11 protein-coding genes are annotated in these 15,656 nt (G+C 59.3%); 6 read left to right on the top strand and 5 right to left on the bottom strand.

Features of this window, described 5'->3' with window-relative positions; genetic code table 11:
• Nucleotides 1-389: 389 nt before the first annotated feature.
• Genes DXT77_RS22520 through DXT77_RS22510 form a run of 3 tightly spaced genes read left to right on the top strand, consistent with a single transcriptional unit; the run spans nucleotide 390 to nucleotide 5,760 of the window.
• Entirely contained in the window at nucleotides 390-1,307 is a 918-nt protein-coding gene (locus DXT77_RS22520; RefSeq protein ID WP_119429238.1) for a radical SAM protein, read from the top strand.
• The gene (locus DXT77_RS22515; RefSeq protein WP_119429237.1) at nucleotides 1,304-1,711 is read left to right on the top strand and encodes a DUF6375 family protein; all 408 of its coding nucleotides are present in this window, start codon (nucleotides 1,304-1,306) and stop codon (nucleotides 1,709-1,711) included. Before DXT77_RS22520 ends, DXT77_RS22515 begins: the two co-directional genes overlap by 4 nt.
• A 14-nt stretch (nucleotides 1,712-1,725) precedes the next feature.
• Nucleotides 1,726-5,760, top strand: coding sequence for a hypothetical protein (locus tag DXT77_RS22510; protein ID WP_119429236.1), 4,035 nt, complete (start codon nucleotides 1,726-1,728; stop codon nucleotides 5,758-5,760).
• A 551-nt stretch (nucleotides 5,761-6,311) separates the two neighbouring features.
• Here DXT77_RS22510 and DXT77_RS22505 read toward each other — a convergent pair.
• Nucleotides 6,312-6,749, bottom strand: a complete 438-nt coding sequence (locus tag DXT77_RS22505) for a hypothetical protein (RefSeq protein WP_119429235.1) — start codon at nucleotides 6,747-6,749, stop codon at nucleotides 6,312-6,314.
• Nucleotides 6,750-7,336: 587 nt separating this feature from the next.
• On the opposite strand from DXT77_RS22505, the gene DXT77_RS22500 reads away from it, so the two are divergent.
• Nucleotides 7,337-7,699, top strand: coding sequence for a DUF6124 family protein (locus DXT77_RS22500; protein WP_119429234.1), 363 nt, complete (start codon nucleotides 7,337-7,339; stop codon nucleotides 7,697-7,699).
• 125 nt (nucleotides 7,700-7,824) lie between these two features.
• On the opposite strand, the gene DXT77_RS22495 is transcribed toward DXT77_RS22500, so the two are convergent.
• Nucleotides 7,825-8,805 (bottom strand): GlxA family transcriptional regulator, encoded by a 981-nt coding sequence (locus DXT77_RS22495; RefSeq protein ID WP_119429245.1) that lies wholly within the window; start codon nucleotides 8,803-8,805, stop codon nucleotides 7,825-7,827.
• 106 nt (nucleotides 8,806-8,911) lie between these two features.
• Here DXT77_RS22495 and DXT77_RS22490 point away from each other — a divergent pair, with 106 nt between their 5' ends.
• On the top strand, nucleotides 8,912-9,706 hold the full coding sequence (locus DXT77_RS22490; RefSeq protein WP_119429233.1) for an SDR family oxidoreductase: 795 nt from the start codon (nucleotides 8,912-8,914) through the stop codon (nucleotides 9,704-9,706).
• A gap of 189 nt (nucleotides 9,707-9,895) precedes the next feature.
• Nucleotides 9,896-12,778 carry a winged helix-turn-helix domain-containing protein gene (locus tag DXT77_RS22485; protein ID WP_119429232.1) on the top strand — a complete coding sequence of 961 codons (2,883 nt, stop codon included), beginning with the start codon at nucleotides 9,896-9,898 and terminating at the stop codon, nucleotides 12,776-12,778.
• On the opposite strand, the gene DXT77_RS22480 is transcribed toward DXT77_RS22485, so the two are convergent.
• The 3 genes from DXT77_RS22480 to DXT77_RS22470 form a co-directional block, all read right to left on the bottom strand.
• Nucleotides 12,765-13,379, bottom strand: a complete 615-nt coding sequence (locus tag DXT77_RS22480; RefSeq protein ID WP_119429231.1) for a response regulator transcription factor — start codon at nucleotides 13,377-13,379, stop codon at nucleotides 12,765-12,767. The two genes, DXT77_RS22485 and DXT77_RS22480, sit on opposite strands and share 14 nt — an antisense overlap.
• A gap of 77 nt (nucleotides 13,380-13,456) precedes the next feature.
• Complete coding sequence (locus DXT77_RS22475) at nucleotides 13,457-13,828, bottom strand: response regulator (RefSeq protein WP_119429230.1); 372 nt, start codon at nucleotides 13,826-13,828, stop codon at nucleotides 13,457-13,459.
• Nucleotides 13,828-15,414, bottom strand: a complete 1,587-nt coding sequence (locus DXT77_RS22470) for a PAS domain-containing sensor histidine kinase (protein ID WP_256663011.1) — start codon at nucleotides 15,412-15,414, stop codon at nucleotides 13,828-13,830. Before DXT77_RS22470 ends, DXT77_RS22475 begins: the two co-directional genes overlap by 1 nt.
• Nucleotides 15,415-15,656 lie beyond the last annotated feature (242 nt).

Raw genomic sequence — 15,656 nt, 5'->3', positions numbered from 1 at the left:
AGATGTGTATAAGAGACAGGTGAGTGTTTTAGGGAGGGGCGATTTTCGGCTGCTCATGAATGTCCGCTATCGGTCATTAGCGGACGCTCACAAACGACCGCTACCGGCCAAATTCAGCCACACAGCCTTAACGACGCAACGGTCGCGGCTATTGAGAAAGCGGAAGTAGCGATTTCGCAACGCCCCGGGTCCGAATCGGTCGCTGCATTCGATCGCGCGGTGCAGATCGTCTCGGACGAGTTCTTGGTGATCGATAGGTGATCATGAGGGCTGCGTCCTCGATTGGCAGAGCACGGGCTGTAGGCGCTGACTCACTGGTAGGCTGTCTCGAGAAAGTCGACGCGCTAGAATGTCATTTAACGTAGAACCGCTTACGGTGACAAAGTCTTATGAAGTCAAGAATCGGCCCAAACGGGGTGCATCTTTTCGATCGCCTTTCAGGTCTGAATGTCCTGCTAGACGAGTTGCGCCCGAATGAGGCGATTTGGTCAACGTCCCCCCGCCAGGTATCCATTGCTCTAACAAATGTTTGCGACCTTCACTGCGCGTACTGCTACGCGCCGAAGCACAAGGCGTCGCTGCATACTGACAAGGTGCTCAGCTGGTTGAAGGAACTGGATACTGAGGGGTGCCTCGGTATCGGATTTGGCGGCGGCGAACCCACGCTGCATCCTGACTTCGTCGACATATGCAAACGGGTTGCGGGAGAAACTCAGCTCGCGGTCACATTCACGACTCATGGTCATCGTCTGACGCCACAGCTGGTTGAGCGCCTCAAGGGCTCGATCCACTTCGCACGCATTAGCGTTGACGGGGTAGGTCGCACCTATGAAGAACAGCGCGGGAAGCAGTTTGCCAGCCTGCTCCGAGGTATGGATTCGATTGCGACCTTGTCGCCCTTTGGGATCAACGTCGTGGTCAACGAGCGCACGGTTGCAGAACTTGACGCGATAAGCGAGCTCGCGCAAAAGGTTGGAGCTAGCGAATTGCTGTTGCTACCTCAGCAAGCAACCACCGCAGTCGCAAGCATGGATGGGGTGGTCGGCCGAGCACTTCGGGACTGGGTTTCCAGCTACAGAGGCAGGGTTCGCCTTGCGGTCAGTGAGGCGGGTGCGTCAGGACTGCCTACGTGCGACCCCCTGCCCGATGAGCGTGGCCTTCAGGCCTATGCGCACATAGACGCATCCGGCATGCTTCGCGCTAGTTCTTACTCACCTGCCGGTGCGAAGATTGGAGACGCCGGCGTTCTGTCGGCGCTTCAGCGACTGAGAAATACCTTCGAGATTAAACGCGAGACGCAATCATGAAGATTTGGAACGGATACGGGTCTGAGCATTCGATGAACTTGGTTCTCATTGGGAGGTTCAAGCGAGTGCAAGACGCAGAGAAGGTCGAGAAGGACATTGACAGTCTCAGCGCTCAGGCCTCGAAAGATGACAGCCACTCCATCACTTTTGGTGAGCCAGAGGATCAGAGATTTTCAGATGACATGCTCTCGTTGCTGCGCAGCCTGAACCTCAACACCTTGGGGCCAACTGATCTCGGCCAACTGGCATCTGAGCATTATCTCAGGCGAGAGGGCGATCGAATCACTGTCACGACTGACGAGGCTGAGGTGTCCGCGTTCGTTAAGATCTTTATCGAGGGTGGGGCAAAGGTCGAGGTTTTCTCGGCTCACGACTACCCGTCCGATTCCGCCGACGTTAGCTGACAGGGAAAACACTGATGCCTGAAGCAAATTGGGATGTATTCAGCGAGCTACCCGGAGCAGCGGATGAAAACTTCGAGAAGCTTTGCCGCTCTCTGGTGCGCCGACACTACAGTCGCTTCGGTCGCTTCAAGCAACTCGCAAACCAGCCTGGCGTGGAGTTCCACCTCCAGCTGACGGAGTCTTGTGATCTCGGAGCGCCGCCACGGTGGATTGGTTGGCAATGCAAATGGTATCAACTGGCGAACGGACAAGACTTGGGAGCCACGCGCCGCAACAATATCATCGAGGGCATAGAGAAGACGCGAAAGCATGTCCAAGGCGTGACCGATTGGAAGCTTTGGACACACCACACCCTGACAAAGGGAGACCAAGAGTGGTTCTTCGCGCTTGAGAAAGACCGCTTCCCCGAGTTGAAGTTGGAGCTGTTGACGGCAACCGATATTGACGACCTCTTGGTTGGGCCGGGAGCGCTACTTCGAGAAACCTACTTCGGCGAGCTCGTTCTGACGCCTGCGCTACTTGCTGAGCAGTACAGGCTCGCTGCGGCTCCGTTCAAGCGCCGATATCAGCCAGAAGTTCATGTTGTCGTTGGAGCAGAGGAGAAGGTACTCAGGCGTCTGGGCGGCCAGAGTGCGTGGGAATCACTGAAGAAGCTCTCAAGTGCTCTCAAGAGGAATTGTACGGACATTGCTTCGCTGACAGGGCAAGTCAAAAATGAAATAAAGGCTGAAGTCGAATCGCTCTTGGCTCGAGCCACTGGACTGGCTGACCTGCTTGATAGCCTGCACGAGGCGCTTGGCAAGGGCGACTTCGACGCTTTACAACAAATACTGGCGTCGAATCCTTCGCAGCCGGTGCGCTATGACAGGCTGCTCTCGAAGCTGCGTGGGGCGCGTTCAGACGGAGCTCCTTTAGCCGCGAATCTGGTTGCGGACATCCACGCAGTTTCGTCGGCACTTCGCAGTCTGGATCGGTCGATCGGCGCTCGAGCCGTCGCCGTGCTTGCGGCTGCCGGCGAAGGAAAGTCCGAGCTTGCCGTCAAGGTGACGCAGGCGGACGGAGAATTCCCCGGTGGTGTTTTGCTGCTGGGCAAGAATCTCCATGCGGGCCAGGGACTTGACGATCTAGTGTCTGCCTTCAAGATTTCTGGAAGGCCGGCGGAGAGCTTCGACCGGCTGGTTGAAGCAGTAGATGCGGCGGGTCAGCGCGCGGGCAAGCGTATCCCTATTGTCATTGACGGTCTAAATGAAGCGGAAGACCCGAGAAGTTGGAGGGATGAACTCTGCAGGGCGGATGAGCTTCTTAGGGACTTTCCCTACGTACTTCTGGTTGTCACTCTGCGCAATGAGTTCACGCAGATGTGTCTGCCAGAGGAGTTTCCTAAAGTTGAGCACAACGGGTTCCAGGAAGATCCGCAGACGGCTATCGATAAGTACTTTAAGTACTACAAGATCGACGCCACCGACGCGGATCTGCCAATTGAGTTCTTGCAGCATCCTTTGACGCTGAGAATCTTCTGCGATGTGGCAAACCCTCGACGCCAGCACATTGTCGGCGTGGAGGCGTTACCCAGTTCGCTTGCAAGCCTGTTTGAAGTGCACTTCAATAAGGTCGCCGAACGAGTTGCTGAGCTTTCACCGGCGGCGCATCGCATCTATCAGGAGGAAGTGCAAGATGCGCTGCTGACGATCGCGGGTCTCCTCTGGGGGGGGAACGCGAGAAGCGTGGAGTTCCAAGCTGCACGAACGGCTGTTCGAGACGTGGGCCGTTGGGACGCCAGCGTTATTCGCGCGCTGGAGTCCGAAGGCATTCTCGTTCGAACGACTTCTGAAGACGGTGGCCAAGGAATCGCGTTTTCATACGATCTGATGGCCGGGCATATGATGGCACGGTTCCTCCTCGCCAGGCCGTCCTTGGTGCAGTGGCTGCAAAGCGATGAAGGACGTACTCAATTCCAATTCCGTGAGGCTGGATCGCATACCTTCGCCTATGACGTGTTCCAGGCTCTGGTTGGCCTGTATCCGCAACGCCTTGGCAGGCGCCAGCTTTGGCAAGAATTGTCGGACGAGAACCTTGTCATGAACGCTCTGTTGTTGACAGCGCAATCAGACCCAAGGCAAATCGGGCGGGAAACGGTGGAACGGTTCGCGCGCGCAATGCAGGAGTCGAAGCAGTTCGCACGGATGGCCTTCAAAAGACTTCGGAGCACCAGGGCAGCGCGAGCGCATCCGTTTGACATGGACTTCTTGCACGGCGTGCTCTTGGCCATGCCCAATACGCAGCGCGATCTTTTCTGGTCGGAGTGGGTTCGCGAGCGGTCTAAAGATGTTGAAGACGATTTCAAATTCCTGTCGACTAAATGGAAGTCGGGCAGCCTAGACGAACGAGAGATTCGGCGGGCGCGCTGGGTGATGTGGACGCTAACGTCGACGTCCAGAAGCCTGAGAGACGTGGCCACCAAGACCCTGTACGAATTCGCCGCCAAGCGGCCCGGGGAGTTTTTCCGGCTGGCAGTGGAGGCAATCGCCATTTCAGATCCATACGTCCCCGAGCGGATGTTCGCCGCAGCCTACGGTACGGTGCTGACCAATTGGTGGGATATTAATGCTGTGGAGATGCGTGAGGTACTGCCGAGAGTTGCTCGTGAGATCTATCAAGCGATGTTCGCGCCTGGCGCGACGCATCCCACCTCGCATGCTCTATATCAGCAGTACTGCCTGGGAACCATTGCCATCGCGAGGACGGTTGATCCGGCTTGTTTGTCTGAGGACGAGGCAGCTCATCTCGTTCCACCGTTTGACCATCTACCCAGTCCGTTCGAGAACATGCCGCATTATGACCCGGCGGTGATCGAACGTGCGAAGCGCGCGGCGATTAGAATGGACTTTGGCAACTACACGATGGGGAGACTGATTCCAGGTCGGTCGAACTACGACGACCGCAATCCAGAGTACCAACGGGTACTACCGGCAATAGTTTCGCGAATGCTGGTGCTTGGCTATGACCCCGAGAAATTCGAAGCTGTTGATCGGCAAATGGACTCCGGTCCTCGTATGGGAAATGACAAGAACAAGGTCGACAGATACGGGAAGAAGTACGGCTGGATTGCTTACTTCGAGATGTGGGGGGTGCGGTACGCGCGGGGCCTCCTTGCCGAAGAACGCAGCGCTCGTCCCTCAGATGTGGACATCGACCCGACGTTCCCGCTTGAGGCCGCGAGCATTGACCTGCCGCTTCCAGACTTGTTCGGCAGTCAGCCTACGGATACTGGCGACTGGATAGTGAGAGGTCCGCAACCAGACTACCGTGGCATCCTCGAATTAGCGGAGATTGATGGCATGACGGGGCCATGGGTCGTACTTGACGGGTTCCTCGAACAGAACGCCCCCGCTGATGACAGACAGGTCTTCACCTTTCTCCGAGGTGTACTCGTGGACAGCGGAGAAGTCGACCGCTTGTGCACGTTGTTCACTGGCCTCGAGTACCCCGGCAACGACGCCATTCCGAGCGAGCCAAGCTACTACTACACCTATGCGGGTGAGATGCCTTTCTCTTCGATTCCGGGACTGCCTGTCACTGACGAGCAAGAGGGTGACCGTGTCGAATACATGGTGTCCGCTGATAGGTGGTCAAACAATGGCATCGCGGTCGACATCCCAGTGCAGAAGTACAATTGGGAGAGCTACCACAGCGTGGTGAACCAGAACAGCGGTGCATGCCTGCCCGCTAAACAGCTCTGTCAGGCTTTGAGTCTCAGGTACTGCGCCAACAAATGGGACCTGCACGATGCTGCAGGCGTGGCGTCCCTGTACCGAGAAGTCGGTGAGTATGGCTCGCAGGCCAGTGGCTTTTTTAGCTATCTGCGTCGTGACCTTCTTGATAGCTACTTGACGCAGTCCGGCAAGGCGCTGGTATGGCTAATGTGGGGAGAGCGTGGCTTCCATCACCGGTCAGTAGAGGCGCACAACCTGTACGAGTACTACGCGAACCACCAGCATATTCACAAGCTTACTCACATCTATCAGCCTGCTTCGAGCACTCAATCGTAGACCGAATCAGGCGAGTTGGACGCCGCCTTTCTTGGGCGCAGTAGATGTTTTATGTAGGGCAGGGAGCCAGCAGCGTATTCATTACTCGGTGCTGGATGCACCGTTCGACATCCTGAGAAGGTCGCGGCACCTTCAAATCAGCGCCTCAAATGTCCGCTCTCCGGAGCACCATTGGAGGCACAACCGGAGAACACAGCAATTGGACTCGGCATTAGCTTTCGAACCGCATCGGACTTCAGTGTCTTACAAGCGGTTAGTCAACCAATTACACGCCGATGACCGCTGGTGACAATCGCGGTCTGTAGGCACACAGACATCTATGGCCGGTTAAACTAGGTATTGGCTACCTGCGTCTGGCCGAAAGGGGCTTCTTCGTGGCTACGCGTTTGGGACAGTGAGTGTCGCTTCTGGGTCGAAAAGGTCGCTCGGAACGACTGCTTTTGGCCGAAAGCAGCCACTGAAGAACAACCACAACCGGCCAGAAGCAGCTAGTCAAATCGAGCACCCATCGACATACACGCCCAATACCTCGACAGGCCTTATCAAAGGGATCAACGCTTTATTCCACGCACTGCATTCCGGCAATCCAGTAACAGGTCATCCAGAAAGGGAGTGATTTCCAGCAATTCCATGAGGCCCCCGAGCTCTACAGCAGCCGTTCTGATCGGTGACCAATCGTCGTGATCAAATATGAACCAGTCATCGCAGTGAAATGCTGCTTCGCTCAGGTCATTGCATAGCTCCCAGGTCGCCTGTAGCCGTGTTTTGATCTCTGTTGGCAATGCGCTGCCGCAGATTGAAAGAACTTCGTTCAACGGCAGCATCATTTCAGACCAGGCTTCACATGCCGGGCAGTAGGGGATTGCGTTCCGCTGTGAATCCGCAGGAAGTGCCAGAAATTGCAGGGCCGGGATTGCCTCGCACACGGCGAGCACTCGTTTGTACTCATCCTGGCCGTACCACTCCCATAATGTCGTTGAAAAACCCATCATCAAACTCCAGAAAACCAATCCAGTCGAACGGTCTACAACGGGGCTGCTCAACGCGCTCAGGCTGTTCTCGCTCAGATCGAACGATTGCTCAGGGTTGTGGATTCAACCAGTGGACTCAATTGGTCGCAATCGCGTATCTGAAGTTCTTCCAGTTTGCACCGCAGCAAGAAAAGGGAGGCGGGTTTATTTTCGGAATCCGCCCTCATTTTTTTCCACCCGTTTAACCCTCCAAAAATCCACGTTTAAAAGACACCATTCGTAACGCCCTCAAGGCTACACAACCTTGCGTCATTGCCTACGACTACGCCAGAATCCGCCGGCTTGTGTGTCTAGGGTGCGGGTTTTATCGTTTCCGGGTCACTGAAAAACAGTGATCGGGTTTGGTAGCCCGGTTCCCCATATGACGCATAACGTCACCTATCGCGGGTGCCTTTTCGGTATCTGACTTATGGTGGCCATGCGCAGGGCGTCTTCGGGCGCGCCGGATTTTCCATATGGGCCGGTCTACCAACCTTCGTATGGCCACCACCCCTCGTTTGGTAGCGAGAGTGATGGCTCCTTAAGTCCCATATGGAGTTACATCAATGATCAAACCAACACCCAATCCACCAGAAACCGATCCGGTTTCCCCCTACCAATTCCCTGATTCAAGAACCCTCAACGAAGCCGCCGAACGCGCCCTCGACCATTACCTCACTCCGCAACAACGCATCATGGGCAGTCACACCAAACATGACCCCATGTTCCTGGCCAACCCCGCCTACAACAGCGAATCCCTCCTGGCCAATGCCAGCGAATCCCTCGATTCCGCCAGCGAAATGCTCAGCAACTTCGCCGCGATCCTCGACCCCGGCCACCGCAAAACAGCGCTGGGCATCGCGCAGGTGGTGATGGTCGCGGGGCTGGCGGTGAATCAGGCGCTGGATCATGTCGAGGTGAAGACGTGATCGGCTGAGCGCTGTCGCTCAATAGCCGAAAAGAAAATGGCCGAGGTTGTCAGGTGTCACTGACGACCTCGGCCATTTTTCTTTTTTCCTGCACCTCTCAATGTTCCAACAAAGGGGAGGCCTCGTCAGTCCGCGATATCTACGCTTTCCACCCGCTTGACCACCACTTGGCGAGCATCCCGCCGTACCGCCTGCGGAGGCACGCCGAACCCCCGAATGAACGCTTCACGCATATGGCGCCGATCGCGAAAACCGGATTCGCTGGCGACCACATCGAGGGAGTGCCGGCTCTGCTCGATCATCAATCGAGCGGCCTCCAGGCGCAGACCCTCGATGGCTTTTGCGGGAGATTGTCCGGTTTCCGCACTGAATATGCGGGTGAACTGGCGAGGGCTCAGGTGCGCCACGCCGGCCAGTTCTTCGACGCTGAGCGGTCGGCTCAAATGCTGGCGTGCATAGTTCAGTGCGCTTTGGATGCGGTCGGACTTGGGTGCGAGGTCGAGCATTTCCGAATGCTGCGACTGCCCGCCGGAACGGTGCTGGTGCATCACCAGTTTGTGCGCCACCGAGCGGGCGACTTCGGCGCCCAGATCTTTCTCCACCATGCCGACGGCGAGGTCGAGGCCGGCGGTCATGCCCGCGGAAGTCCAGAAGGGGCCGTCGACGATATAGATGCGGTCGACGTCGACGCTGATTTCGGGATGACGTTTCTGCAAGGCCTGCGCGTAGGCCCAGTGGGTCGTGGCGCGGCGTCCGGTCAGCAGGCCGGCTTCGGCGAGGATGAAGCCGCCGGTGCAGATGCCGACGGTGCGCCGCGCCTGATTGCCGGCCTGGCGCACGAAGTCGAGCACAGCGGAGGCTGTGTCGGTTTTTTCCGGATCGTTGACCCCGACAACGATCCAGGTGTCGGCCAGTCCGGGCGCCTCGAGCGGGCGGGTTTCCATGGCCAGCCCCAGCGAGGAGCGCACCGTGCCGCCGTCCGGCGAGAAGTTGTCGACGCTGTAGAAGGGCGCTTCGGCGATCTGATTGGCGAACTCGAAAACGGCTTGAGTCGCCAGGGAGAGCACCTGAAAACCGTCGGTGAGCAAGTAGCCGATGCGATGCATGGTGATTTCTCGGATGTCCTGAATCACTACCTTATACGTCATTTGAGATATGGCCAAGCCGTCGCATCCTGTTCTCCAGTACTTCCCACAACCCTGGAGACTCGACATGACTCAATCCCGCCTCGGTACCGCCCTGATCACCGGCGCTTCGTCTGGCATCGGTGCCATTTACGCTGAACGCCTGGCCCGCCGTGGCCATGACCTGATCCTGGTCGCGCGCAATCGCGATCGCCTGAATGTCCTGGCCAAGCGCCTGAACGAAGAAACCGGCCGCCACGTTGAAGTCCTGGCTGCCGACCTGTCCGAAAAAGCCGATCTGGCAAGGGTCGAAGATCGCCTCAAAACGGACGCCAACATTTCTCTGCTGGTGAACAATGCCGGGGTTGGTGCGACTCATCCGTTGCTGGAGTCGGACGTCGACAAGCTCGACGACTTGCTCACGCTCAACGTGAACGTGCTGATGCGCCTGACTTACGCGGCGGTCCCGGGTTTCGTCGCCCGTGGCGGTGGCACGCTGATCAACATTGCCTCGGTCGTGGCCATTGCCCCGGAGGTGTTGAACGGTGTTTACGGCGGCTCCAAGGCTTTCGTCCTGGCGTTCAGCCAATCCTTGCGTCACGAACTGGCGGACAAAAATGTCCGGGTCCAGGTGGTGCTGCCCGGCGCGACGGCTACCGAATTCTGGAGCGTGGCCGGCACACCGTTGGAGCATCTGCCGGAGGCGATTGTGATGCGGGCGGACGATATGGTGGACGCCGCGCTGTCCGGCCTCGACCAAGGCGAATTCGTCACCATTCCGGCACTTCCCGAGATCGCCGACTGGAATGCCTACGAGGCGGCGCGCCAGAAGCTGATGCCTGATCTGTCGCGCAGTGAGCCGGCTGCACGCTATCGCGACTGATCTTCGACGCAGGCATCGATTTGCGAACGAAGGGGGCTACGAACATAGGGGCCGAAATTACCGCCTGAAGTTCTCACTCCGCACGCGTCAGGCTTGAACGACCGTGCAAAACTCCTATGATGCAAAGGGCCTGCGCCTGTGGCTTGCAACCGGCGACGCCCCCTTCGTTTCCCAGTGAGATCGCCCCTCGTGGAGTCTATTCCAGACGCTTTGCATGAATCACTTATGACCCGGTTCGTGTTCGGGCCGTTTTGCGTCGTTCCAGGCAAAAGGCTGCTGACCAGAAACGGGATGCCGGTGGAGATCGGCGGTCGGGCGCTGGATCTGCTGATTGCCTTGCTCGAGCAGCCCGGGCGGGTGCTGTCCAAATACGATCTGATCGAAAAGGTGTGGCCCGACAGTGTGGTCGCCGAAGGCAGTCTGCGCTTTCACATGACGGGGTTGCGACGGATTCTCGGGGATGGCGAGGAGCACGCGCGTTATATCGCGACCCAGGTGGGTGTGGGTTATGCCTTCGTGGCGCCGCTGGAAAGGCAACTGTCCGGGGGGCAGCCGACGCCTACGGAGACCGGGCATCCCAGGGCCGCTTGCAGCTTGCCGCCGCGGGCGAAACTGATTGGTCGCGAAACCGACCTGCAACTGGTCGTCGATCATCTGCAGCAACCCAGGTTGTTCACCCTCGTCGGTCCCGGGGGTGTCGGCAAGACCAGCCTCGCCATCGAAGTGGCACATCGCATCGCCGCCCAGGGTTACGAACGCGTCTGCTTCGTCGACCTGGCTCAGGTGGAAGACAGCACGCTGGTGCCTTCAGCACTGGCCAGGTCGCTGGAAATCGCCGTACAGGCCGAAGATCCGATGTTCGTGTTGCTGGCGCATTTGCGCGAACAGCGACTGATGCTGGTCATCGACAATTGCGAACACCTGATCGACGCCGTTTCGACCCTTCTGGAACAGATCAGCGACAGCGCGCCCGACGTGGGCATTCTGGCCACCAGTCGCGAGCCGTTGCGGGTGCGTGGCGAATACGTTCATTGGCTCAATCCGCTGGAGTTTCCTCGCGAGTCCCGGCACCTGTCGACTCAGGAGCTGCTGGCATTCGCAGCGATCAAACTGTTTGTCGAACGCGCGTCGTCGAGCAATGCGGCGTTGCTGCTGGAGGCGGATGGCGGGCAAATGATCGCGGACATTTGCCAGCGCCTGGAGGGCATGGCCCTGCCGATCGAACTGGCGGCGATGCGGGTTGCCAGCCACGGCCTGAAGGCTACGCACGCCTTGCTCGGCGAGCGGTTTTCACTGGGCTGGTCGGGGCGCCGGACGGCGGTCCCGCGGCATCAGACGCTGCGTTCCATGCTCGACTGGAGTTACGACCTGTTGTCGGCACCGGAGCGTCTGGCGCTGGAGCGGTTGTCGGTGTTTGTCGGGCCGTTCTCTCAAGAGGCGGCGTCTCAGGTGGTTGCCGAGTCCCAGTCCGAAGGCCCTGCGGTGGCGGCGATCCTCGATGATCTGGTGTGCAAGGGGCTGGTCACGGTCGATCACAGTGATTCGACGGACTCCTATCGGCTGCTCGAGATGACACGCGCCTATGCCCGGGAAAAACTGACGGCCCGGGGCGACGCCGAGGTGAACTCGCTGGCCTTCAGGCATGCGGCGTATTACATGGATCTGTTGGGGCATCCCGGCACCTCGCCCGACGAGTTTTTCCGCAACTTTGCGCGCCTTGCCAGTCAGTTGGGCAACGTGCGCAGTGCGCTGGAATGGAGCTTCGGGCCCCATGGCGATCCGGGCCTGGCGTTGCCCCTGGCAGCGGCGAGTGCACCCTTGTTTTTGCATTTTTCCTTGCTGGTCGAGTGCCGGACCTGGTGTGCCCGGGCCGTGGAACTGCTCGAACTGGGGTACTACGGCACGTCGACCGAAATGGAACTGCAGGCGGCGCTCGGGCTGGTGCTGATGTTCACTCAGGGCAACAGCGAAGCAGCCGAGAAGGCCTTGCTCCGGGCGCTGGATATCGCCGTTGCGCTGGCTGACCACGGGTCGCAGTTGAGGCTGCTGGGCCGCTTGCAGATTTTCTACGAACGCATTGGTGATTTTCCTTCTTCGCTGGCGTGGGCGGAGCAGGCAGCCGTGGTCGGCAACCTGCTGAATCAGCCGGCGGCCATCGCGATTGCTTCATCGCTGACCGGCATCTCCCATCATCTGCTGGGCGATCAGCGTCTGGCGCGGCAGGAGCTGGAGCGCTCGCTGCGCAACAGCTTGCCGTCCCATCCCAGCCACACCATCTACTACGGCTTCGATCACCGCAATCGCACCGGGCTGGCACTGGCCCGTTCGCTGTGGTTGCAGGGCTTTCCCGATCAGGCCCGGCACTGGGCCGAACTGATAGAAGCCGAGGCGTCGGCGCTGCAGCATCCGGTCACCTACTGCATCGCCATGGTCTGGATTCTGTGCATCTACATCTGGACCGGCGATCTGGAGAAGGCGGCCGCCAGCCTTGAACGGTTCAGTGCCGTGGCCGAGACCAATGCTTTGGGCCCCTATATTGCCGCCGCCCAAGGCTTGCGGGCGGCGATTGCGATCCGCGCCGAACAGCCTGGCGATGCGGTGCCGCTGCTGGAAGAAAGCCTGGCGCGGCTGCGTGGCATGCGCTACGAACTGCTCACGACATCGTTTGAAATCGCGCTGGCCGAGGGCCTGATTCTGGGTGGGCAACACGCGAATGCGCTGGTGCTGGTCGACGGCACCATCGATCACTGTCGTCAGAGCGGGGACGCCTTCGCGCTGCCGGAACTGCTGCGAATCAAGGCCGGAATTCTCAAGGAAATCGATGGCGAAAATGTCCAGGCCATCACGACCCTGCTTGAGGCGTCCATCGCGCTGAGCCGCGATCAGGGGGCCTGGGCGTGGGAGCTGAGGACTTCGATGGATCTGGCCAGGCTCTGGCTGGAACAGGGCAGGGCGGAGCAGGCCAAGGCATTGCTCGGCGCGTGTCGCGAGCAGGTTTCGGAAGGTTTCGACACCCTTGACCTGCGCCGGCTGGAAAACCTCTGGCAAAGCCTTCGCGTCACGCGGGGGTGATCAGCGCCGCCATTTTCACCAGATCCGCCAGTGAGCGGGCCTTCATCTTGCGCATGACCTTGCCCCGGTGGGCCTTCACCGTGATTTCGCTGATCTCGAGGTCTGCGGCGATCAGTTTGTTCAGCCGACCACTGACCACTGCGGCCATGATTTCCTGCTCGCGGGGCGTCAGGGTCTTGTAGGCCTCAAGCACGGAACGCAGGGCTTTTTCCCCCTCCAGAGCCGCGCGGCTGCCTTCGAGCGCATCGCCCATGGCGGTCAGCAGCTCATCATCGTTGAACGGTTTGGTCAGAAACTCCACCGCACCGGCTTTCAAGGCCCGCACCGTGCGCGGAATGTCTCCGTACCCGGTGATGAAGATGATCGGCATGTTGTAGCGCTCGTCAGCCAGTGACGTCTGCAGATCCAGACCGTTCAAGTCAGGCAGGTTGATATCCAGTACCAGAAAACTGGGTACCCGCGCGCGGGGCTCGGCGAGAAAGTCCTGCGCGGATTCGAAGAGTCGCGGCTGCCAGCCGGCGCATCGGATCATCAGCTCCAGCGACTCGCGTACGGAGATGTCGTCATCCACAACGAACACCACAGGCGTGACATCACTCATCGGCAATGCTCCGTGGCCGGGGGACACTGTGTGATTCGAGTTCAACATGTCGATTCCTTTTCTTTACCGCTTCGCGTTCAGTCGAGGGGCAGTGCAGCGCTCAGGGCCTTGATCAGTTGCGCTTCACTGAAAGGCTTGAACAGGCGCTCCACCGCGCCGGTGTTCAACAGCTTTGCCTGTTGGCTGGCGTCGGCGTGAGCGGTGATGAAAATCACCGGGATGCGATAGCCGCGACGCAGCAGTTCCTTGTGCAGATCCGGCCCGGACATGCCCGGCATGGCCACATCGAGAATCAGGCAATCGGTCAGGCCGAGATAAGGCGAGGCCAGAAACGCCTGCGCCGAGGCGAATGCCTGGACAGCGAATCCGAACTCCCTGATCAGGTCAGGCAGCGATTCACGAACCGACTCGTCATCATCGACAACCGATACGAGCAAGTACTTACCCATCAGTGATTCTCCATGACGCGATCACAGGCCTCGCGGTTGTCGGCATTCGGGATTGAAAAGGCGAACGTCGCACCCGGGCCGTCGTGGGCAGTGGCCCGGAGTTGCCCGTCGTGGTGTTCGATAATGGAGCGACTGATCGACAGACCGACCCCCATGCCCGAGCTTTTGGTGGTGTAGAAGGCATTGAAAATCCGTTCCATGTCCTGTGGATCGACCCCGGTTCCGCTGTCCTTCACCGCCAGATAAACGCTCCGGTCTTGCTCCTGGCCGGTGCTGACGATCAAGTCTCTGGCGCGACCGGTGATGCTGCTCATGGCCTCGACGGCGTTCATGATCAGGTTGAGGATCACCTGTTGAAGCTGGACCCGGTCGCCCCTGACCGGCGGCAGGCCCTCGGCGAATCGAGGATGAAGCACCACGCCATTGCGTTGCAGCTCGCCCAGCAGCATGGCGATGACTTCCCGTGCGGCGTCATTGAGATCGACGTTTTCAATGGTGATGCTTTTTTTCGAGAACAACGCTCGCAAGCGGTTGATCACATCGGCGGCCCGATTGCCGTCGCGAATGGTGCGGCGTGCGGTTTCCAGGGCTCCGTCGACATTCGGCGGATCGGCTCCGAGCATCCGCAGGCAGGTGCTGGCGTTGGTGATGATGCCGGCCAGCGGCTGATTGACTTCATGGGCAATGGACGCGGTGACCGCCCCCAGGCTGGCGACTCTGGCCAGATGCGTCAGTTCGGAACGGGCTTTGGCCAGAAAGGCTTCCGCCTGTTTGCGGTCTTCGATGTCGGTGTTTTCGCCATACCAGCGCACGATCCGGCCCGCCTCATCGCGCTGGGGCACGGCGCGGATCAGAAACCAGCGATAAATGCCGTCGAAGCGCTTCAGGCGAGCCTCATACTCACCGGCATCGCCCGAGTGCAGAAGCGCCTGCCAGTAACCGCCGAGTCCGGGGGCGTCGTCGGGATGGATCGATGCCACCCAGCCATCGCCGCACGCCTCTTCGAGCGACATGCCGGTGTAATCGCACCAACGCCGGTTGACGAATCCGACGCTGCCTTCGGGCGAAGCGCTCCAGACGAATCCGGGAACGGCATCGATGATGCCGCGCAGGCGCTCCTCCGAGCTGCTGACCTCCGCGAGGGCTTTGGCGATCAAGACCTTGTCCCGTCGGCGCTCGTCGATATCGACCTGCAACACGCACCAGCGAGTGATGGTGCCTTCGCTGTTCCTGACCGGCAGGCCGCGCACATGAAACCAGCGATAGACACCGTCGGCGCGCCGAATCCGATGCTCGATATCGTAGGGTGTGCCGGTGCCGACCGAGTGCATCCACGCCGCGCTGACCGATGGCAGATCGTCCGGGTGCAGGGTGTCGCTGGCCTGCCAGTTTTTCAGTTCATCGAGGGGGATGCCGATGTAGTCCAGGATTTGCCGGTTGACCTGCTCCAGCTCGCCGGACGGTGTCATGAAGGCGACCATGGCCGGAATGCTGTCGATGATCGAGTCGGCCTCGGACATTGGCAGGGCCCCGTCATTGACGTGGCCTGGACCGTCTTCGATGACGCGCTCCCGCTCGTTCGCCATGTCGATTCTCATTGTGCAGTCAGCGTTGAACAAAGATGCGCCTTCTGATGGCACTCGCCCATCATACTTTGGTGTCGCTTGCCGCGAATATCGGTCGCCCTCACGCATTGCGATGCGCATCACAGACCGCCCGGGGCTTTTGTAAGCCACTGTATCTACGGCCCCTCAAGCCACACAAGCATGCAAATGAGCCTGTTCGCGAAACTGCGCGGATACACCGCCCGGCCACCCTTGGCGCTGGT

The sequence above is a fragment of the Pseudomonas sp. 91RF genome, from assembly GCF_003576265.1.
GTDB classification, from domain to species: Bacteria; Pseudomonadota; Gammaproteobacteria; order Pseudomonadales; family Pseudomonadaceae; genus Aquipseudomonas; species Aquipseudomonas kribbensis.
The sequence above is the reverse complement of the archived record's forward strand: the minus strand, read 5'-3'. Positions and strand labels throughout refer to the sequence as shown.

Excerpts from the sequence above, each read along its gene's own strand:
- DXT77_RS22520 (WP_119429238.1), top strand. The coding sequence starts at position 390 with ATGAAGTCAAGAATCGGCCCAAACGGGGTGCATCTTTTCGATCGCCTT.
- DXT77_RS22515 (WP_119429237.1), top strand. The coding sequence starts at position 1,304 with ATGAAGATTTGGAACGGATACGGGTCTGAGCATTCGATGAACTTGGTT.
- DXT77_RS22510 (WP_119429236.1), top strand. The coding sequence starts at position 1,726 with ATGCCTGAAGCAAATTGGGATGTATTCAGCGAGCTACCCGGAGCAGCG.
- DXT77_RS22505 (WP_119429235.1), bottom strand. The coding sequence starts at position 6,749 with ATGGGTTTTTCAACGACATTATGGGAGTGGTACGGCCAGGATGAGTAC.
- DXT77_RS22500 (WP_119429234.1), top strand. The coding sequence starts at position 7,337 with ATGATCAAACCAACACCCAATCCACCAGAAACCGATCCGGTTTCCCCC.
- DXT77_RS22495 (WP_119429245.1), bottom strand. The coding sequence starts at position 8,805 with ATGCATCGCATCGGCTACTTGCTCACCGACGGTTTTCAGGTGCTCTCC.
- DXT77_RS22490 (WP_119429233.1), top strand. The coding sequence starts at position 8,912 with ATGACTCAATCCCGCCTCGGTACCGCCCTGATCACCGGCGCTTCGTCT.
- DXT77_RS22480 (WP_119429231.1), bottom strand. The coding sequence starts at position 13,379 with ATGAGTGATGTCACGCCTGTGGTGTTCGTTGTGGATGACGACATCTCC.
- DXT77_RS22475 (WP_119429230.1), bottom strand. The coding sequence starts at position 13,828 with ATGGGTAAGTACTTGCTCGTATCGGTTGTCGATGATGACGAGTCGGTT.
- DXT77_RS22470 (WP_256663011.1), bottom strand. The coding sequence starts at position 15,414 with ATGGCGAACGAGCGGGAGCGCGTCATCGAAGACGGTCCAGGCCACGTC.